Origin of the sequence: Mycolicibacterium parafortuitum, from assembly GCF_002086815.1 — a bacterium.
Lineage (GTDB): Bacteria > Actinomycetota > Actinomycetes > Mycobacteriales > Mycobacteriaceae > Mycobacterium > Mycobacterium parafortuitum.
The window spans coordinates 331407-351229 of the sequence record NZ_MVID01000003.1; the positions used below are offsets into that span (position 1 = coordinate 331407).

Annotated in this window: 18 protein-coding genes; 9 read left to right on the plus strand and 9 right to left on the minus strand. The window is 70.3% G+C overall.

Annotated elements, in window-relative coordinates; genetic code table 11:
* Positions 1–69: 69 nt before the first annotated feature.
* The 4 genes from BST38_RS06375 to bluB all read left to right on the plus strand — a co-directional run bounded on the left by BST38_RS06375 (position 70) and on the right by bluB (position 4331).
* Entirely contained in the window at positions 70–1494 is a 1425-nt protein-coding gene (locus BST38_RS06375) for a WS/DGAT/MGAT family O-acyltransferase (protein ID WP_083142400.1), read from the plus strand.
* Between the two features lie 53 nt (positions 1495–1547).
* Complete coding sequence (locus BST38_RS06380) at positions 1548–2786, plus strand: amidohydrolase family protein (protein ID WP_083142401.1); 1239 nt, start codon at positions 1548–1550, stop codon at positions 2784–2786.
* Between the two features lie 115 nt (positions 2787–2901).
* Complete coding sequence (locus BST38_RS06385; protein WP_083142402.1) at positions 2902–3687, plus strand: cobalt-precorrin-4/precorrin-4 C(11)-methyltransferase; 786 nt, start codon at positions 2902–2904, stop codon at positions 3685–3687.
* Positions 3684–4331, plus strand: a complete 648-nt coding sequence (gene bluB, locus BST38_RS06390; RefSeq protein ID WP_083142403.1) for a 5,6-dimethylbenzimidazole synthase — start codon at positions 3684–3686, stop codon at positions 4329–4331. Before BST38_RS06385 ends, bluB begins: the two co-directional genes overlap by 4 nt.
* 31 nt (positions 4332–4362) lie before the next feature.
* Here bluB and BST38_RS06395 read toward each other — a convergent pair whose 3' ends face one another.
* Both BST38_RS06395 and BST38_RS06400 read right to left on the minus strand, forming a co-directional pair.
* Positions 4363–4884 carry a bifunctional adenosylcobinamide kinase/adenosylcobinamide-phosphate guanylyltransferase gene (locus tag BST38_RS06395; RefSeq protein ID WP_083142404.1) on the minus strand — a complete coding sequence of 174 codons (522 nt, stop codon included), beginning with the start codon at positions 4882–4884 and terminating at the stop codon, positions 4363–4365.
* Between the two features lie 9 nt (positions 4885–4893).
* Entirely contained in the window at positions 4894–6480 is a 1587-nt protein-coding gene (locus tag BST38_RS06400) for a PucR family transcriptional regulator (protein WP_083142405.1), read from the minus strand.
* Positions 6481–6607: 127 nt separating this feature from the next.
* Here BST38_RS06400 and BST38_RS06405 point away from each other — a divergent pair, with 127 nt between their 5' ends.
* Complete coding sequence (locus BST38_RS06405) at positions 6608–8101, plus strand: CoA-acylating methylmalonate-semialdehyde dehydrogenase (protein ID WP_083142406.1); 1494 nt, start codon at positions 6608–6610, stop codon at positions 8099–8101.
* 116 nt (positions 8102–8217) lie between these two features.
* Positions 8218–9612 (plus strand): aspartate aminotransferase family protein, encoded by a 1395-nt coding sequence (locus tag BST38_RS06410; RefSeq protein ID WP_083142407.1) that lies wholly within the window; start codon positions 8218–8220, stop codon positions 9610–9612.
* Here the strand turns inward: BST38_RS06410 and BST38_RS06415 are convergent.
* Genes BST38_RS06415 through BST38_RS06435 form a run of 5 tightly spaced genes read right to left on the minus strand, consistent with a single transcriptional unit; the run spans position 9600 to position 14411 of the window.
* Positions 9600–10328: a cobalt-precorrin-6A reductase gene (locus BST38_RS06415; protein WP_083142408.1), complete on the minus strand. Its 729-nt coding sequence runs from the start codon at positions 10326–10328 to the stop codon at positions 9600–9602. The two genes, BST38_RS06410 and BST38_RS06415, sit on opposite strands and share 13 nt — an antisense overlap.
* Positions 10328–11803 (minus strand): cobyric acid synthase, encoded by a 1476-nt coding sequence (locus BST38_RS06420; protein WP_083142409.1) that lies wholly within the window; start codon positions 11801–11803, stop codon positions 10328–10330. The genes BST38_RS06415 and BST38_RS06420 overlap by 1 nt, the downstream gene beginning before the upstream one ends.
* Complete coding sequence (gene cobF, locus BST38_RS06425; protein ID WP_083142410.1) at positions 11800–12555, minus strand: precorrin-6A synthase (deacetylating); 756 nt, start codon at positions 12553–12555, stop codon at positions 11800–11802. Before cobF ends, BST38_RS06420 begins: the two co-directional genes overlap by 4 nt.
* A 23-nt stretch (positions 12556–12578) precedes the next feature.
* On the minus strand, positions 12579–13448 hold the full coding sequence (locus BST38_RS06430) for a LysR family transcriptional regulator ArgP (protein WP_083142411.1): 870 nt from the start codon (positions 13446–13448) through the stop codon (positions 12579–12581).
* Positions 13449–13457: 9 nt separating this feature from the next.
* Positions 13458–14411 carry a helix-turn-helix transcriptional regulator gene (locus tag BST38_RS06435; protein WP_083142412.1) on the minus strand — a complete coding sequence of 318 codons (954 nt, stop codon included), beginning with the start codon at positions 14409–14411 and terminating at the stop codon, positions 13458–13460.
* A 223-nt stretch (positions 14412–14634) separates the two neighbouring features.
* On the opposite strand from BST38_RS06435, the gene BST38_RS06440 reads away from it, so the two are divergent.
* Positions 14635–15864 carry a cytochrome P450 gene (locus tag BST38_RS06440; RefSeq protein ID WP_083142413.1) on the plus strand — a complete coding sequence of 410 codons (1230 nt, stop codon included), beginning with the start codon at positions 14635–14637 and terminating at the stop codon, positions 15862–15864.
* Positions 15857–16507 carry a TetR/AcrR family transcriptional regulator gene (locus BST38_RS06445; protein ID WP_083142414.1) on the plus strand — a complete coding sequence of 217 codons (651 nt, stop codon included), beginning with the start codon at positions 15857–15859 and terminating at the stop codon, positions 16505–16507. Before BST38_RS06440 ends, BST38_RS06445 begins: the two co-directional genes overlap by 8 nt.
* A gap of 12 nt (positions 16508–16519) precedes the next feature.
* On the opposite strand, the gene BST38_RS06450 is transcribed toward BST38_RS06445, so the two are convergent.
* Positions 16520–17233, minus strand: coding sequence for a cutinase family protein (locus tag BST38_RS06450; protein ID WP_083142415.1), 714 nt, complete (start codon positions 17231–17233; stop codon positions 16520–16522).
* 118 nt (positions 17234–17351) lie between these two features.
* Positions 17352–19007 carry a dienelactone hydrolase family protein gene (locus BST38_RS06455; RefSeq protein WP_083142416.1) on the minus strand — a complete coding sequence of 552 codons (1656 nt, stop codon included), beginning with the start codon at positions 19005–19007 and terminating at the stop codon, positions 17352–17354.
* 95 nt (positions 19008–19102) lie between these two features.
* Between BST38_RS06455 and BST38_RS06460 the strand changes: the two genes are divergently transcribed.
* Positions 19103–19774, plus strand: a complete 672-nt coding sequence (locus tag BST38_RS06460; RefSeq protein ID WP_083142417.1) for a TetR/AcrR family transcriptional regulator — start codon at positions 19103–19105, stop codon at positions 19772–19774.
* Positions 19775–19823 lie beyond the last annotated feature (49 nt).

A 19823-nucleotide genomic window follows, 5' to 3' on the forward strand; every position in this document is an offset into this window, starting at 1 on the left:
GGACCTCGGGCGCGCGGCGAATCGCACCAAATCCCCGCGTCCGGTTCGGCGCCCCCGTATCTTTTGCAGATGCGCCTGTCCAGCGTCGACGCCGCCTTCTGGTTCGCTGAGAATCTCAAATGGCACATGCACATCGGCGCGATCGCGTTGTGCGACCCGTCCGACGCGCCGGATTTCAGCTTCGACCGGGTTCGCGAGCTGATCATCAGCAGGCTGCCGGAGTTGCCACAACTGCGGTGGCGCGTCGAGGGCGCACGGCTAGGACTCGACCGCCCGTACTTCGTCGAGGACCCCGACATCGACGCCGACTTCCACATCCGGCGCATCGCGGTCCCGTCGCCGGGCGGACGCAAGGAACTCGACGAACTCGTCGGGCGGCTGATGTCCTACAAGCTGGACCGGTCCAAGCCGCTGTGGGAACTGTGGTTCATCGAGGGCCTGGCCGGGGGCCGGGTGGCCGTCGTGACGAAGATGCACCACGCGGTCGTCGACGGGGTGTCCGGCGCCGGGATCAGCGAGATCCTGCTCGACGTCACCCCGGAACCGCGCCCGCCGGCCGTCGACGCGAGCCGTTCGCTGGTCGGGGTGAAGCCGCCGTCCCGGGAGCGTCGCGCGGTCGACGGGCTGATCAACGTGTGGTTCAAGACCCCGTACCGCATCACCCGGCTGCTCGAGCAGACGGTGCGCCAGCAGATCGCCGTGCGCAACATCGACAACAAGCCGCCGCGGTACTTCGACGCCCCGAAAGTCCGCTTCAACGGCCCGATCTCACCGCATCGCGCGGTCGCCGGGTCGAGCGTGTCCCTGGATCGGGTGAAGGCGGTGAAGCGGGCGTTCGACGTCAAACTCAACGACGTCGTGCTGGCGCTGGTCTCCGGCGCGCTCCGTGCCTACCTCAAGGAGCGCGGCGAGCTGCCCGCCAAGTCCCTCGTCTCGCAGGTCCCGGTGTCCACCCGCACCGAGGCCGACGACGCCGTCGGCAACCAGGTCACCGCGATGACGGTGGTACTCGCGACCGACGTGGCCGACCCGGCCGAACGGATCAAGACCATCTACTCCTACACCCAGGGCGCCAAGGAGATGACGAAAGCTCTTTCCGCGCACCAGATCATGGGCTACACCGAGACCACGCCACCGGGGCTGCTGGCGCTCGCGTCGCGCGCCTACGCCGCCAGTGGCATCGGCAGCAACGTCGCCCCGATGAACGTCGTGATCAGCAACGTGCCCGGCCCCGAGTTCCCGCTGTACCTCGGCGGGGCGCGGGTCGAGCATCTGATGCCCATCGGCCCTCTGCTCTTCGACGTCGCACTGAACATCACCTGCTTCAGCTACTGCGGCGCAGTCGATTTCGGATTCATCACCACCCCCGAGATCGCCGCCGACATCGCCGACCTCGCCGATCAGATCGAGCCCGCGCTGCGCGATCTCGAGATCGCCGCCGGGCTGGTGGTCGATCCGGACCGGCCGAAACCCCGCAAGCGCGGCCGCGCGTAACGCCTACCGTCGGCTTTACAGTAAGATCCTTCAGGACACCGGGAGGTAGCCTGATGACCCACGCCGAGCAGTTCCGGGACGCGCCGATCTTCGACGCCGACCAGCACATGTACGAGACCCCCGACGCGCTGACCAAGTTCCTGCCGGAGCGCTTCTCGCGGGCGGTGCAGTACGGCCAGTTCGGGCGTCATACCCGGATCGTGATCAACAATCGGGTGTCCGATTTCATCCCGAACCCGACGTTCGAGCGGGTCGCCGCGCCGGGTGCGCACGAGAAGTTCTTCGCAGGCGAGAACGCCGAGGGCCTGACGCTGCGCGAGATGCAGGGCCCGGCGATCGAGGCGCCCGCGGCCACCCGCAACCCGGTCGACCGCGTCGCCGAACTCGACCGCCAGGGCGTGCGCGAGGCACTGAACTACCCGACACTGGCGAGCCTGATCGAACACGCGACCGCCGACGATCCGGAGCTGACGCTGGCCGTGATCCACGCGCTGAACCAGTGGATGGCCGAGCACTGGACGTTCGACTATCAGGGCCGGGTGTTCTCCACCCCGATCATCAACCTGTCCGAGGTGGGCGGCGCGCAGCGCGAACTCGAGTACGTGCTGGACCACGGCGCGAAGGTGGCGCTGATCAAGCCGGGCCCGGTCAACGGGCTGCGCGGCTGGCGCTCCCCGGCGCTGCCGGAGTTCGACCCGTTCTGGCGCGACGTCGAGGCCGCGGGGCTGCCGATCGTGCTGCACGCCAGCTATCCCCCGCTCGACGAGTACGTCGGCAAGTGGGAGCCGCCGCACACCCAGAACTTCATGGCCCAGAGCGCGTTCCGCTGGATGGTGCTGGGCCACCGCGAGATCTCCGACATGATCACCAGCCTGATCTGCCACGGCACCCTGACCCGATTCCCGAAGTTGCGGATCGCCAGCGTCGAGAACGGCAGCTCGTGGATCTTCCCGCTGTTCAACGACTTCGAGGAACTCGCGAAGAAGATGCCGCAGAACTTCGGTGAACATCCGCTGGAGGTGTTCCGCCGCAACATCTGGGTCAGCCCGTTCTGGGAGGGCTGCGTGTCCGATGTGGTCAACACGGTCGGCTGGGACAAGGTGATGTTCGGCTCGGACTATCCGCATCCCGAGGGGCTGGCCGAGCCGAAGGGCTTCTGGAAGTACGCCGAGGGCATGGACACGCGCCGCACCTACGACTTCATGGGTGACAACGCGCGCCGGTTCATGGGACTGCCGATCGCCAACCCCGATCCGGCGGCGACGCACCCGCCCGCGCTGACCCCGGCCTGACGCCCACTGCCTGACGCCCACTGATTGTGGGCGCTGTGCACGCCTGCGGGCGAAAAAGCGTGCATGAGGCCCACAGTCGTCCAGGCGCGGACGGGCCCGCCTAGACTCCGGGGCGATGAACGACGACCGCGCGGTGCAGTTCGTCGGCGCGGGACCCGGCGCCGCGGATCTGCTGACCGTGCGCGCGACGCGGCTGCTGGCGGCCGCCGACCTCGTGCTGTACCCGGGCACGTACCTCGACCCCGGCGTGCTGGCCAACTGCTCCCCGTCGGCGGAGTTGGTCGACACCGAGGACCTGGACCTCGACGCGATCGTCGGACACCTGGTCGACGGCCACCGTGCCGGACGCCGGGTGGTGCGGCTGGTCTCGGGTGACCCGTCGGTGTACTCGGCGGTGTCCGAGCAGACCCGCCGGCTCGATGCCGCGGCGGTGCCGTGGGAGGTGACGCCGGGCGTGCCCGCGTACGCGGCGGCCGCCGCCCGGGTCGGGCGTGAGCTGACGGTGCCACTGGTCGCGCAATCGGTGGTGCTGACCCGCACCCAGCGGCGGTCGACGGCGATGCCGGAGACCGAGTCGCTGGCGGCATTCGCGGCCACCCGCGCCACGCTGGTGCTGCACCTGGCGATCACCCGGACCCGGGAGCTGATGGCCGAACTCGCACCGCACTATGGGGCCGAATGCCCGGTCGTCGTGGTGTACCGGGCCTCGCAGCCGCGGGAACTCGTGCTGCGCGGCACCGTCGCCGACATCGCCGACACGGTGGAGGCCGCCGAGCTCCGGCAGGCCGCGGTGATCCTGGTCGGCCGCGCACTGGCCGGCCGCCCCGATCCCGACGCGGGCGAGAGTTACCTCTACGATCCGTCGCGAGACCGCGGACTCAAGCGGCAGGGCCTGCTGTGACAGATTGCGCCGCAGCACTTTACGACGTCATCAACCGGCGCCGCGACACCCGCCGCGAGTTCACCGGGGCGCCCGTGGACAACGACGTGCTGCACCGGATCCTGCTCGCCGCGCACGCCGCGCCGTCGGTCGGCATGTCGCAGCCGTGGGATTTCATCCTGGTGCGATCCCCACAGACCCTGCGGGCGTTCCGCGATCATGTGGCGGCCGAACGCGAGGCCTTCGCCGACAGCCTGACCGGGGAGCGCGCGGAGACGTTCTCCCGCATCAAGATCGAGGGCATCTGCGAATCCGGTCTCGGCGTCGTCGTCGGGTACCACCCGTCCCGCGGCGGACCGCAGGTGCTGGGCCGGCACACCATCCCCGACGCCGGGCTGTACTCGGTGGTCTGCGCGATCCAGAACCTGTGGCTGGCCGCGACCGCCGAGGGACTCGGAGTCGGCTGGGTGTCGTTCTACCAAGAGGACTTCCTGCGGTCACTGGTGGGTATGCCCGCCCACGTGCGCCCGGTCGCGTGGTTGTGCGTCGGACATGTCGACGACCTGCCCGAGGTCCCCGACCTCGAACGGTTCGGCTGGCGCGCCCGCACGTCCCTGTCCGCGGTGCTGCACGAGGAGCGCTACCGCGACGACGCGACCGGATGAGCGAAGACCGAGGTACCCGGGCCCGCCGGATTCAGAGGGTGAGCACGCGGCCGGCGATCACCAGGTGCACCTCGTCGCACACCGCCGCGACCCGCTGATTGACCGTGCCGAGCAGGTCGCGGAACAACACCCCGGACCGGTGCGACGGCACCACCCCCAAGCCCACCTCGTTCGTGACGACCACGGCGTCGGGGGCGGCGGCCAGCGCGTCGCACAGCGGGTCCAGTCGTGCCTCGACCGCCGCGCCGGCCTGCGCGGAACCCGCATCCCACAGGCCGTCGTCGAGGACCGCCGTCAGCCACGTGCCGAGGCAGTCGACCAGCACCGGGCCGCTCGCGTCGCGCACGGCGGCCGCGAGATCGGCCGTCTCGACCGTGCGCCAGTGCCCCGGTCGGCGCGCCCTGTGCCGCGACACCCTGTCGTCCCAGTCCGGATCGCTGCCGTCGGCCGGCCTGCCCGGGGCGATGTAGGTGACCTGCCCGGCCGCGTCCAGCAGCGACTCGGCATGCCGCGACTTGCCGGACCGGACACCGCCCGTCACGAGAATTCTCACCCGGCCATCCTAGGAACCGTCGAGCACCATGATCGCGACATGAAGTGACGTCATGGATTCCCCGTCGTCGAGATCGACGCCGAGCGCGTCCCGGATCGCGTCGAGCCGTTTGTACAGCGCGGGCCTGCTCATGTGCAGCCGCTGCGCGACGGCGGCCTTGTTGCCTGCCAGGCGCAGGTACTCGCGCAGCACCGTCAGGTCGCCGGTGTCCTGAACATCTTGGGCCAGCAGGGCTTTCAGCTCGGTCTCGGCGAAGCGCTGGACCCGGCCGTCGTCGCGCAGCAGCGAGAGCAGGCCGCGCAGCCGGATGTCGGAGGCCCGGTAGAACTCCCGGGCGTCGCCCTTCAGCGACAGCGCGACCTCGGCGATGCCGGTGGCCTCACCGAGCCCGGCGATCGCGTCGGTGACCTGCGCGGCCGCCGGCCCGACCGCGACGACGGCGCGCTCGGCCCCGTCGACCCGGCGGATCTCGGCGTTGATGCGTCGCGCGAGTGCGCCGAGAGCCTGGTCGAGCCCCCGTGATCGCGAATCCTTCAGCGACAGAACGGCACCCACCTCCCCGTCACCGCGCAGCGAGAACAGGCCGCTGTGGCCCGACGCGTTGACGGTGTGCGCGACGGCGTCGAGGACGGCCATGTTGCGGCGGTGTCCCGCAACCGGATCGGCGACCTCCGGGGGTCGCGCCACGCGCACGACGACGGGCAGGTAGTGGGAGTTGCCGCGCAACCCGAGCGCCTGGGCACGGGCCGCGGCGTCGCGGTCGTCGACGATACGGCCGCGCAGCACGTCGTCGATCAGCCCGCTCTGGGCCTGGTGCTGCAGGCCGGTCCGGTTCTGCTCGACCATCCGGTGCATGGCGAGCGCCGCCGCGGCACGCTCGAGGACGGTGGTGGCACGCCGCGCATCGGCGGGCGCGTACGGCACCACGAGCCGCCCCCACTGCTGGAAGCGGGGGCCGACGTCGGTCGCCGACCACGGTTCGGAATTCGCGGCATCGCCCGGGCTGCGGCGCGAGCGGCGTTCCCAGTCGGACAGCAGGTCCGCGGGGATGCCCGTCGACGCGACCAGCGCCTGATGGGAAAGGTCCTCCAGCACAACGTGTTCCCCGAGGAGGCGGGCGGCGGCGTCGACGATGCCGTTCAGTGACGCGCGCTTCATGCTCAGGTCGGTGAACGTCTCGTGGACGCGGCGGTCGAACTCCACGGTTTCGTACTGTTCGGCGACGATCATCCGGTGCACGGCCTCGGTGACTTCGACGAAGCGGACCGTCCGGTGCAACACGACCAGCGCGAGGTCGAGCTGTTCGGCGATGGCGCCGACGTCCGGCGGGAGCTCCGGGACCACCGTCCCGACCTCGACGACGACGCCGAGCGCACCGGCATCGGCCAAGCCGCGCAGATACTCCCGTGCCGAGCGGGCCAGCGCCGCCCCGGTGGTCAGCACCAGCTCGCCGCCCTGCAGCAGGGTGGACAGCTCCGCGAGGTCGCTGACGTGCGCCCAGCGGATCGTGTCGTGGAACCGGCGCGCGCTGAGCACGTCGGGTCGGCCACGCTGCACGACGGGCAGCGCGACCACCTCGGCCAGCGTCAACGGCATTTACAGAGTGTAAACGCATCCATCAAGATCGATACATTCTGTCATGCCCGGCGGCCGCGCCGACACCTCAGAATCGGAGATGTCCCACTAGGCACGGCGAAGACCACGACGGAAGGGCGCCATCTCCATGGCCAAGACGATCTCGCATTGGGTGAACAACGAGGTGTTCGCGGGCACCAGCGGCGCGTCGGCGCCGGTGACCAACCCCGCGACCGGGGTGGTGACCGGGCAGGTCGCACTGGCCTCGGTCGCCGATGCCCAGGCCGTCATCGACGCCGCCGCGGCGGCGTTCCCGGCCTGGCGGGACACCTCGCTGGCCAAGCGCACCCAGGTCCTGTTCCGCTTCAGGGAGCTGCTCAACGAGCGCAAGGGCGAGCTGGCCGAGATCATCACCGCCGAACACGGCAAGGTCGTCTCCGACGCCCTCGGCGAGGTCGCCCGCGGCCAGGAGGTCGTCGAATTCGCGTGCGGCATCCCCCACCTGCTCAAGGGCGGCTTCACCGAGAACGCGTCCACGAAGATCGACGTCTACTCGGTGCGCCAGCCTCTGGGCCCGGTCGCGATCATCTCGCCGTTCAACTTCCCCGCGATGGTCCCGATGTGGTTCTTCCCGGTCGCCATCGCCGCGGGCAACACCGTCGTGCTGAAGCCGTCGGAGAAGGACCCGTCGGCGTCGCTGTGGCTGGCCGCACTGTGGAAGGAAGCCGGGCTGCCCGAGGGCGTCTTCAACGTGCTGCAGGGCGACAAGACCGCCGTTGACGAGCTGCTCACCAACCCCAAGATCAAGAGCGTCAGCTTCGTGGGGTCCACCCCGATCGCGCAGTACGTGTACTCCACCGGCACCGCCGCGGGCAAGCGGGTCCAGGCCCTCGGTGGCGCCAAGAACCACGCCGTGATCCTGCCCGACGCCGACCTCGATCTGGCCGCCGACGCGATGGTCAACGCCGGCTTCGGTAGCGCCGGCGAGCGCTGCATGGCCATCAGCGCGTGTGTCGCCGTCGGACCCATCGCCGACGACCTCGTCGCCAAGATCCGCGAACGCACCACCGGCCTCAAGATCGGCGACGGCACCAAGGACTCCGACATGGGACCGCTGGTCACCAAGGCCCACCGCGACAAGGTCGCCGGCTACATCGACGCCGGTGAGGCCGCCGGAGCCAAGGTCGTCGTCGACGGCCGCCAGGTGCAGGCCGACGGTGGTCAGGACGGGTTCTGGCTCGGCCCCACCCTGCTGGACAACGTCACCCCCGACATGACCGTCTACACCGACGAGATCTTCGGCCCCGTCCTGTCGGTGGTCCGGGTGGACACCTACGACCAGGCCCTGGAACTGATCAACAGCAACCCGTACGGCAACGGCACCGCGATCTTCACCAACGACGGCGGCGCGGCCCGGCGGTTCCAGAACGAGGTCGAGGTCGGCATGGTCGGCATCAACGTGCCGATCCCCGTGCCGATGGCCTACTACAGCTTCGGCGGCTGGAAGGCCTCCCTGTTCGGTGACTCCCACGCCCACGGAATGGACGGCGTGCAGTTCTTCACCCGCCAGAAGGCCATCACCCAGCGCTGGCTCGACCCGAGCCACGGCGGCATCAACCTCGGCTTCCCCGAAAACAACTAGGCCCCCCTTCGCCGCGAGCGTGCGTGTCTGCAGCCGACACGCCGCCTACGGACCGAACTTCACGCACGCTCGCGCCGAAGGCTTTCCACACTTCCCCTCTTGTCAAAGGAACGACAGTGACGATCACCGACCAGCCCACCGACGCCGCCGTGCTGCCCACCGGCGAGCCCGTCGACTCCGCGATCGAGCGTGGCCGCCGCGCCTACGAACTCGACCGCAAGCACGTGTTCCACTCGTGGTCGGCGCAGGCGCAGATCAACCCGATGACGGTGCTGGCCGCACAGGGCTCCTACGTGTGGGACGGCGACGGCAACAAGCTGCTCGACTTCTCGTCACAGCTGGTGAACACCAACATCGGTCATCAGCACCCGAAAGTCGTTGCCGCCATTGCCGAACAGGCCGCGACGCTGTGCACGATCGCACCGCAGCACGTCAACGACGCCCGCTCCGAGGCCGCCCGGCTGATCGCCGAGCGCACCCCCGGTGACCTGAACCGGGTGTTCTTCACCAACGCCGGCGCCGACGCCGTCGAGCACGCCGTGCGGATGGCGCGACTGCACACCGGCCGCTACAAGGTGCTGTCCCGGTACCGCTCGTATCACGGCGGCACCGAGACCGCGATCAACCTGACCGGCGACCCGCGCCGCTGGCCCAACGACCACGGCAACGCCGGCATCGTGCACTTCGACGGCCCGTTCCTGTACCGGTCGACGTTCCACGCCGAGACCGAGGAGCAGGAAACCCAGCGCGCGCTGGAGCATCTCGACCGGCTGGTCCGGATGGAGGGCCCGTCGACGATCGCGGCGATCATCCTGGAATCGGTGCCGGGCACCGCGGGCATCATGGTGCCGCCGCCCGGATACATGGCCGGGGTGCGCGAGATCTGCGACCGGCACGGCATCGTGTTCATCGCCGACGAGGTGATGGCGGGCTTCGGCCGGACCGGAAAGTGGTTCGCCATCCAGAATTTCGACGTCGTCCCGGATCTGATCACCTTCGCCAAGGGCGTCACGTCGGGCTACGTGCCGCTCGGCGGCGTCGCGATCAACGACGCGATCTACGCGAGCTTCGCCGACCGTGCCTACCCGGGCGGGCTGACCTACTCCGGTCACCCGCTGGCCTCCGCCTGCGCCGTCGCGACCATCAACGCGATGGAGGACGAGGGCATGGTCGACAACGCCGCCCGGATCGGGCGCGACGTGCTCGGCCCCGGTCTGCGTGATCTCGCGGCCCGGCACCGCTCGGTCGGCGAGGTCCGTGGTCTCGGCGTGTTCTGGGCCATCGAGCTCGTCGCGAACCAGCAGACCCGGGAACCGTTGGCGCCCTACGGCGGTTCCAGCCCGGCGATGACCGCGGTGCTGGCCGCGTGCAAGTCCGGCGGCCTGCTGCCGTTCGCGAACTTCAACCGCGTCCACGCGGTCCCGCCGTGCAACGTCACCGACGACGAGGTGGCCGAGGGTCTGCGGATCCTCGACGCCGCCCTGACCGTCGCCGACGACTACACGGTCTGACGCACCCAGGCCGCCGCGTCGGCGACGTCGTGCACCGTCGCCACCCCAGGCGCCCGGGGTGGGCGGCGCACGATCACGACCGGCACGCCGATCCTCGCCGCGGCGGCCATCTTGGGCCAGGTGTGTTCTCCGCCTGAATCTTTGGTGATCAACACGTCGGCGGCGTGCTCGCGCATCAGCGCCAGCTCGCCGTCCAACAGGTAAGGACCCCGGCTGGTCAGCAGCCGCCATGCGGCGGGCAGCTCGACGTCGGGAGCCTGGACGACGCGGGCCAGTACGGCGTGTTCGCGCAGGGCGGGCACGAACCGCGCCATCTCCTGGCGGCCCACGGTCAGAAACGGTCTCGCTCCGAGGCCGGCGGCGGTGCTCGCCGCGTCTTCGTGGCTGTCGACCCAGTGCCAGCTGTCGCGGGACCGGTCGGACCAGCCCGGGCGTTCCAGCCGCAGCAGCGGGGTGTCGGTGCCGCAGGCGGCAACGGCGTTGGCGGAGATGGTCTTCGCGAACGGATGCGTCGCGTCGACGACGGCCGCGTAATCGGACAGCACCGCGCGTAACCCGTCCACTCCGCCGAACCCGCCGATGCGGACCTCACCGACCGGAAGCCGGGGATCGGCGACACGGCCGGCCAGCGACGATGTGACGTCGACGCCGTCCGCGGACAGCGTCTCGGCCAGCGCGCGGGCTTCCGCGGTGCCGCCGAGGATCAGGACACGCATCACGGCGCCCCGGGCGGCAGGAACGGAAGCCCCTCGGGTGGACCGTTTTCGGCGAGACCCAGCAACGCATCGACGTCGAGATGTCGTTCGACGAGGTCGCCGAGCAGGTCCAGCCGGGCCTCCCGCGCGCCGGTGAACGAGACGCCCGACGGTGCCACGCCGAGCGTTTCGTGCAGGAACCGTGCGCGCAGCGCGTCCCCTTCCAGCGCGCCGTGCCACATGGTGCCGAACACCTGTCCGCTGCGGGCCCCGCCGAGGAAGTCCTCGACGCCGTCGCCGCGGGAGATCCTGCCGTGGTGGATTTCGTATCCGGTCGCCGCGGCGCCGAGCCAGTCGCCGTCGGGAAGCCGAAGAGACTTCTCGGCGACGAATCTCGTCTCGACGTCGAGCAGACCCAACGCGGCGACCTCGGCGGGGTCTCCCTCGATACCGTCCGGGTCGCGGATGGTGCGGCCCAGCATCTGGAAGCCGCCGCAGATGCCGAGCACCGGTTTGCCCGCCGCGGCATGGGTCAGCACCGCGCGGTCCAGACCCCGCGTCCGCAGCCATGCGAGATCGCTGATCGTCGACCGGGTTCCGGGCACCACGATCAGATCGGCATCGGCCAGTGCGCCCGGGTGCGAGGCGAACACGACGTCGAGGCCGGGTTCCAGGCCGAGTGCGTCGACGTCGGTGAAGTTACTGATGCGCGGCAACCGGATCACCGCGACCCGGCGCGCTCCTGTCTGTGCGGAGCGGCGGCCCTGCAGGTCCAGCGCGTCCTCGGAGTCCAGCCAGATGTCCGGATGCCAGGGCAGGGTTCCGTATACCGTTCTGCCGGTGAGCCGTTCGAGGTCGCGCAACCCTGGGGACAACAGCTCGAGATCGCCCCGGAACTTGTTGACCACGAAGCCCGCGATCAGCGCCTGGTCCTCGGCGGCGAGCAGCGCGACGGTGCCGAAGAACGCGGCGAACACCCCGCCGCGGTCGATGTCGCCGACCACGACGGTCGGCAGGCCGGCGTGCCGGGCCAGCCCGAGGTTCACGTAATCACCTGCGCGCAGGTTGATCTCGGTGGGGCTGCCCGCACCTTCCGCGATCACGACGTCGTACCGGGACGCCAGGTCGTCGTAGGCGGCGTGCGCGGCCTCGGCCAGCGCGCGGCGGCCGTCCAGCCAGTCCGACGAGGACACCTGCCCCCAGGGCCTGCCCATCAGCACGACGTGGCTGCGGCGGTCGCTGCCGGGTTTGAGCAGCACCGGGTTCATCGCGGCCTCGGGCACGGCGCGCGCGGCGAGGGCCTGAATCCATTGTGCGCGGCCGATTTCCACACCGTCACCGGCGGGCCCGAGGCACACCATCGAGTTGTTCGACATGTTCTGCGCCTTGTACGGCGCCACCTTCAGCCCGCGGCGTACCAGCGCCCGGCACAGCCCGGTGGTGACGGCGGACTTGCCGGCGTCACTGGTCGTGCCCGCGATCAGCAGACCGGTCACCGGGGCCGCCTGATGAGGAACGCGTCCATCACCCAGCCGTCGTCGGCTTCGGCATCCGCGCGGGCCGCGGCGATCGCGGGCAGCACCTCGCACACCCGCCCGGCGACCAGACGCTCGCCCGGCGCACCGAGGTTGGCGCCCCACCAGATCGACCAGTCGTCGAGGCCGGTGAAGTCGACGCGATCGGTGGGCGGGTTGAGCATCGCGACGATGTTGTCCAGGCCGGCCGTAACGGCCTCCTGCAGCCGGCGCCCGGTGGTGATGTGCACGGGGCGGCCGACCTCGTGGAGCACGATCCGGTGCCGTGCGGCCAGCAGCTGCGGTGCGCTGATCCCGGCCAGCACGTCGTAGTCGAGGTCGACGCCGAGCGCGCGGACCTTCTCGACGACACGGATCGTCGAGTCGTACAGCGACGGGTCGCCCCACACCAGGAACGCGGCGGTGCCGCCCCGCTCCCGCAATATCGCGGCGTACTGGGCGGCGCGGGCGTCGTGCCAGTCTCCGACCGCGGCCTCGTAACCGCCGGTGGTCAGCCCGCGGGAACGGTCGCGCGGCGGATCGGGCAGCGCGACGAGCTCGGCGTCGCCGTACCGGCGCAGGATCTCCCGGCGCAGCCCCAGCAGCCGGTCGTCGTCGGCTTTCTCGGCGGCCAGCACGTAGTCCACCGACCGCAGCGCCTCGGCGACCTCGGCGGTGACGTGCTGCGGGCCCATACCGACGCCGAGGATCCTGACCCTGACCGGCGTGCCCATGCCAGCGATTCTGCCCGGCCGGATCAGGGGGTGCGGAGCAGGGCTGCCGCGGCGCCCGCCACGGCGTCGGTGACGCTCGCGACCGTCGCGCTGTCGAGCTTCCAGCACTGCCAGTACAGCGGCACGTCCAGATGCTGGTCGACGACCGGGACGAAGGACTCGTCGAGCAGCTGCACCGGGAACATCCCCCACCCGAGTCCGGCACGCACCGCGGCGGCGAACCCGTCGGCCGTGGGGATGTAATGCACCGGCCGGCGAACATCGCGGCGAAACACCTTGCGCACCAACTGGTCCTGCAACGCGTCGTCACGGTTCCACGCCAGCGACGGTGCCGCGGCGACGGCCTCTGCGGTGAAACCGTCGGGCAGGTGGTGGTCGAGGTAGGCGCGGGTGGCGACCGGGATATAGCGCATCACGCCGAGCGGATGCACCCGGCAGCCACCCACCGGGGTGCGCTCGGTGGTCACCGCGCCCATCACCACCCCTTCACGCAGCAGCCTGGCCGAGTGGTCCTGATCCTCGATGCGGACGTCGAAGAGCACGCCCGGCAGCCGGGCGAACACGTCGGTGAACCAGGTGGCCATCGAGTCGGCGTTCACCGCGATCGCGATCCGCGCGGAGGCCGAGCTGCCGCCGCGCATCTCTGCCAGTGTCTCGGCCTGCAGCAGCGCCGTCTGGGCGGCCAGTCGCAGCAGCGGCACACCGGCGGGGGTGGCCACACACGGTTTCTCGCGCAGCACCAGCACCTGGCCGACGCGCTGCTCAAGGGCCTTGATGCGCTGGCTGACCGCCGACGGCGTCACGTGCAGGTGTTCGGCCGCCGCGTCGAAGCTGCCGTGTTCGACGACGGCGGCCAGCGCCGCGAGCTGTGCGGTGTCGAGCTGTTCGGTCACGGGTGGGGCTCAGCGCCGGAACGTGGTCTCGGGACTGATGCCGTAACGGTGGCGGTACAGCACCGAGAACGGCTCGACCGCGCCGAAGCCCCAGCGCGCCGCGATGTCGGCGACGGTGGTGGTGTCGGGATCGGCGGCGATCAGGTCGAGGTGGGCGTGATGCAGCCGCACGTCGCGAAGGAACTCCAGCGGGGTGCAGTTCATCTGTCGCGCGAACGTGACGTGCAGCGACCGGGGTGTCACCCGGGCGGCCGCGGCGATGTCAGCCAGCGAGATGTCGGTGTCGGCGTAGTCCTCGATGAACGACAACGCCCGCTCCAGCACCCGCTGGCTCGCGGTCTCGACGGCGGCCGCCGGCGGCGCGGTGTGCGGGAACGCCGAGAGCACGCATCCGGCGAGGTAACGCAGCAGCGGGCCGATGACCAGCGGTTGCACCGCGGCGTGCGGACTGGACGCGACGTCGCGGCGCAGGTGCGACAGCACGTCGAACAGGTGGCGGTTGGCCTCCGGCGAGGTCGGCGTCATCGAGGTCAGGTCGACCGGTTCGACGTCCTCGTCGCTCACGCCTCGGGCCACCTGCGCCAGCAGGCGGCGGTCGAGCGAGACCACGTCGTAGTGGGCGCGGTCGATGTCCCCGCAGATCCGCTCACCGCGGCGGCCGCCGAACGCGAGCACCGCCCCGGCGCTGCACCGCTCGATGGGCCGTCCCGGCAGGTTCCCGCCGAGGGTGCCGGCCCGGACCCGGGTCAGCAGCACCTCGTCGGACGGGTCCATGTCGGCGACCAGCCGGAAGGTGAACTCGGCGTCGTCGAGCGTCAGCGGCCCGATCGTGGTGCGGAACACCCGGGTGCGGCCTCGCGGTCCGTCCGAGGACGACATCAGCCGCATCGACGAGTACGCAGCACTCAGGGCCGCTTCCGCCGCGCCGACATCGTCGGCGTCGACGAGTACGGCCTCGCTCACAATCCCCCCAAACCCCCGGACACGTTCCGGTCGATCCCGGTCCGCCCATTTTCGCACCCGGCGATCGCGGCCCGGTGTGGATCGGCCTCGCGGCGGCTGCCCTCATCGCATGGACATACGTGCCCCGACAATCCGTGTGACGACATTGCCGATTCCGGCACGCTCTGCCAGATCTGGTCATACGTTCTCTTCAGGTTGTCGCACCAGACGGTCAGGAGTCCGCATGACGATCAGCACCACCGTCCAGAACGTGTTCGACGCCGGGCTGCCGACGCTGACCTACGACCTGGCCGCCACTCCCGCCGACGTGTGGCCGAGCCTGCAGGACGCGCAACGCGCCGCACCGATCGCCATCGGACCGCTCGGCCCCGAAGTGCTGTCCTACGAGATGGCGCGGGCGATCCTGCGCGACACCCGCTTCAAGATCCCTCCCGGCATCAACCTCGCCGCACAGGGCGTCACGTCGGGCCCGTTGTTCGACAAGGTGATGTCCGGCCTGCTGTGCCTGGAGGGCGCCGAACACCAGCGGCTGCGCAAGCTGGTGTCGAAGGCGTTCACCCCTCGGGCCACCGACCGGCTGCAAGGCACGATCGTCGAGGTGGTCTCGGACCTCGCTGACCGCGTCGCCGACGCCGGCCGGTGCGACGTGGTGGCCGACATCGCGCGGCCGTATCCGATCCCGATCATCTGCGCGCTGTTGGGCGCCCCACGCGAGGACTGGCGGTTGTTCTCGGAATGGGCCGAGGAGGTCATTCGCGGCTTCAGCTTCAGCACCGACATCGCAGCCATCCAGGACGAGGTGATGCGCGCGTGGCTCGAGCTGGACGACTACGTCGACGCGATGGTCGAGCACCGACGGGCACACCTGACCGACGACCTGCTCTCCGACCTGATCCGCGCCGAGGACGACGGTGATCGGTTGACGAAGGCAGAGCTGAAGATGCTCGCGGCGAGCCTGCTGATGGCCGGTACCGACACCACCCGCAACCAGCTGGCCGCGTCCGTCCAGGCGCTCTGCGCGCAGCCGGACCAGTGGGCCCTGCTCGCCGACCAGCCCGACCTTGCGATGCGTGCGGTGGACGAGACGATGCGCTTGTCGCCGGTCGTATGCGGCACGCCGCGGATCGTGCCGACCGACATGGAGTTCGGCGGCTTCCTGTTCCCGGCGAACACGTTCGTGTTCGTGAACATTCTCGCGGCCAACCGGGACCCGGCGGTGTACGCCGACGCCGGCCGGCTGGACCTGGAACGTGAAGGCGCGCCGGCGATCCTGACGTTCAGCGGCGGGGTGCACTACTGCCTGGGCGCGAACCTGGCCAGGCGCGAACTCGCCGAGGCGCTGCGGATCCTGGCCGCCCGCTGGTCCAATCCCCGCTGTCGCGGCGACGTACCGTGGAAGCCGATGCTCGGCCTGACCGGCCCGACGGTGCTCGAGCTGGAGTTCGATGCGTAGCAGGGGCTGGGCCGGGCAGTGGCCGGGCTCCGACGAGGAGGCCATCACCCGGATCCTGGACGCCGCCGACGCCATCGTGGCCGAACCCGGGTCGGCTCTGCGCATCTCGGACGTGGCCCGGGCACTCGGGGTGACCCGGCAGACGGTGTACCGCTATTTCCCGCATCCCGAGGCGATCCGGCTCGCGAGCGCGATGCGGGCCGCCGACGGATTCCTCGACCAACTCGCCGCCCACGTCGGCGGGGTGACCGATCCGGTCGCGGTGATGGTCGAATGTGTGGCGTACGCGGTCGAGCGGCTGGCCGGGAATCCGCAGTTCGAAACCCTGCTGGCCGCGGGCCGCGACGGCGAACCCACGGTGTCGCTGACCTCCGACACCGCGCTCGCGCTCACGCGCACGATGCTGCACCGCTTCGACATCGACTGGGAGCAGCACGGTTTCGACGCCGCCGCGTTCGACGAGCTCGGCGAACTGACCCTGCGCACGATGCACTCGATCCTGGTCGACCCTGGCGAGCCGGCCCGACGCGGTCCGGAGTTGCGCCGGTTCGTCGCGCGCTGGCTGGGTCCGGTGATCCTGTACCCGCGCCTCACGCAGGCGGTCGGCGCGATCACCGCACCCGGTGCCGGGTATCGGGACTGAGCCCGATTCGGGTCAGCCGACGGTGGCCGAGGCGTTGACCATGACCTCGGCCGGTGCCGGTGCGTTCACCCTGCCCGCGACGAAGGTGGCCGCCTGCTGGGTGAATCCGGCCTGCACGTACTGGCTGTGGGCGGGACGGTCGTCACCGTTGGAGCACACCGGATCCGCCCCGTTGCACAGGTCGATCGTCTTCGCGCCATAGAGGGGGCTGATGGTGGTGAGCGGGCGGCCGATCTTGGCCGACGGGTTACCGAACACCGCCACCGCGGAGACATGATCTGCGACGGCAGGCGGCATCGGGCGCCCGAATCCGAACGCGGCGTTGGGATCCGCGGTGATCAGATCGACGGCGGCAGCACCCTGGGAGTACCCGCCGACGACGATGCTGGTGGACGGGCATGTCGCGGCGATGGCCTGGATGCGGCCGCTGGCATCGTCGGCCCCCAGCGGCGCCGACTGCAGGAAATCGTAGGAAGCAGGGTAATTCACCGCGTAGGCGCTGACGGTGCGCCCGCTCAGCGCGTTCTGCAGGTCGTCGACGAAGGCCTGTCCGACCCGGCCCAGCCCGGCCGGTTCGGCCGTGCCGCGGGCGAACACGACCTCGACATCCGGACAGGATTCGGCGGCTTGGGCGGTGGCGGCGCCAGGCCCCAGTAGGCCCGCGGCGGCGACACCGCCGACCCCGGCCATGATCAGGGCGCGTCGGACGGAACGGCGATCGGACATCTGTGGTCTCCTCAGTCGGTGCCGCTCCTGCGGCGTCTTCAAGTGGAATGTCTGAAGTACTGCGGAAAATTCCACCCGATCGAGAAGCGCCGGCCAATGCTGCTAGCACCCATCCGTCTCACCCTGTTGGCTGCAGCTGATATCCAGCCGATGTGGCCCCGAGAGGTTCGTAGACGGCGAGGTAGCGGCCGAGGAAGTCGAGCAGGGCCGATACGACCGCGTCGAGCAACACCGGCCACACCGGACGGGCGGGTTCGCCGAGCGGCAGCACGACCGCGGTGGCGATGCCCGACGCTGTGGGCACCTCGACAGCCTCGCCCGGTGCGCCGTAGACGCCGTCGGTGGTGCCGTCGAACAGGTCGTTCACCCAGCCGATGGTGATGTCGGCGGCCGCCGCGATGTTGCGCTTCGCCGAGAATCCGGCCACCACGTACTCGCCGAACTGCACGATCGGGTTGCCGCCCTCCATGTAGTCGATGTGCAGGCCGCCGCGCAGCCCGACACCGGTGAACCGGTCCGGCCGCGCGAGCCGGAGCTTGTCGGCCATGTCGCCGTCCCGGCTCCAGGCGTAACGCTCAGAGGAGATCAGATAGATGGGCACGTCGTTGCCGTCGCGCAGTGTGTTCAGTGCCGAGCCGACCACCGGCGAGCCGGCAGGTTCGACGCCGTCGAGCATCACCACGCCGACCAGGCTGTCGAAAGCGTCGGTGCCGACCAGGTATCGGGCCACGCTGGTGACCATCGTCCCACCGGCGGAGTGGCCGACGAACGCGAACCGCTCGGGCAGGGTGATCACGTATCCCGCTGCTGCCGAGGCGCTTTCGTTCAGTACGGCCCGGTCGCCGGTGAACAGTTCCGCGACCGCACGGTGCATGGTGGTGCCGCCGACCCACGCCGCGTCGGGAGAGAAGAAGTTCGACGTCAGCGACGGCGCCATCACGATCGCATTGGTTCGTTCGGCCAACCGCGCCGCGGTGCGGCTGTACATCGGTCCGCTGGCGAGGAAGCCGTGTTGCAGGTACACGAACCGGGTGTCGCCGTCGATCTCGTCGGGGAAATACCAATCGGCTTGCACGGAGCGGCCATTGCCGATCGGCAGGGTCAGCGTCGAGGTCCGGACCGTCACGCTGCTGTTCGGCGGCAGCACCGGCGGGCCGTCGATGACGTGGATCAACCCGACGAGCAGGTCGACCACGATTCCGCCGACCACGTTGAGCAGGGTCGGTCGCCGCACCGGCTGGGTATCGGCGGCCTCGGCCCGCGCGACGGGCACGGTGGCGGATTCCGGCACCGTGACGTCTTCGGTGACCGTGACGTCTTCGGGCACCGTGATGCCTGGCACCGTGTCGCTCTCTGGAACCGAAGCCTCCACCGGCCCTGTGCCGTCTTCGAATTCGTCGCCCGGTTCCGGGGTGACCGCCGGCGACGGGTCCGGTTCTGGTGCGGGTTCCGGCTCGCCGGTCACGGCCGGTTCCTCGACCGGCTGATCGGATCCCGGCTCGTCGTCGATCTTCCTCTCCGAGCGCGGCTTTCGCGCTTCGCGACGCTCGGCGGTGGTGGCTTCGGCGCCTGTCTCGGCGGAGCCCGCCGACGTGCGGCCGGGCCGTTCCGCGGCCTTCGGCTTGGCCGGCGCCTCGGCTGTCGTCGAGGACTTGGCTGCGGTGTCGCCGTCGGTGGGTTCGGCCACGGCGGCCGGCGCCATGACGACCAGCCATCCCGACAGCGCCGCGGCGGCGGCCCCGGTCATCGCCAGATGTGTCCATCGCCGCGCCATCGGCCACCCCCGATTTTATGAGACAAATGCATGCGGTTGTCTATTTATAGGCGTGCCGCGCCGCGAAGACAAGAGCCGCGCCTACGCTGGACGCGATGGCCAGCCCCGATGCCCCCAGGACGTCGGCTCCGCGTCGGCGGGGCCGACCGACCGGGGGCGGCAACTCGTCCGAGCAGGCGCGGACGGTACTGATGGACGCCGCGGAGCGATCGATCCTGCGCCGCGGGTTCGCGGCTTCGACAATGGAACTCATCGCCCATGAAGCCGGGTACTCGCGGGCCGCGATGTACCGGCACTTCCCCAACCGCCGGGTCCTACTGGAAGCGCTGGTGGCCCGCAAGACCCGCAGGCATCAAACAGAGATCCTGGATCGGTTGCCCGCCGGTGCCGGTGTCGTCGAACTTCTCACCGAAGGCCTGGTGATCGTCGCGACCGAGCTGATCCACGATCCGCTGCTGCAGACGCTCTCCGAGCAGACCGACGACGGCAGCGTCGCGCACCTGGTGGCTCAGGCGGCACAACTCGACGAGCTCGTGGCGCTGATGTTCGACGCCGCCGACGACGATGGTGATGGCCGGCTGGTGCTGCGGGCGGGGGTCGAGGCGGGCGACGCCGGACAGTTCCTGATCGCGACCGCGCTGACCCTGCTGCTCGGAGTCGTTCCCGGCATCGACGACCCCGAGACCGCACGCCGCTACGTCCGCACGTTCGTGCTGCCGGCGATCGTCTCGGATCCGCCGCCACCGCAGCCGGTGTTCGGCAGCTGATAGGCCATGAGTAGTCATTGAGCGGATCCTCGGAGGAGGTCCGGCTCGA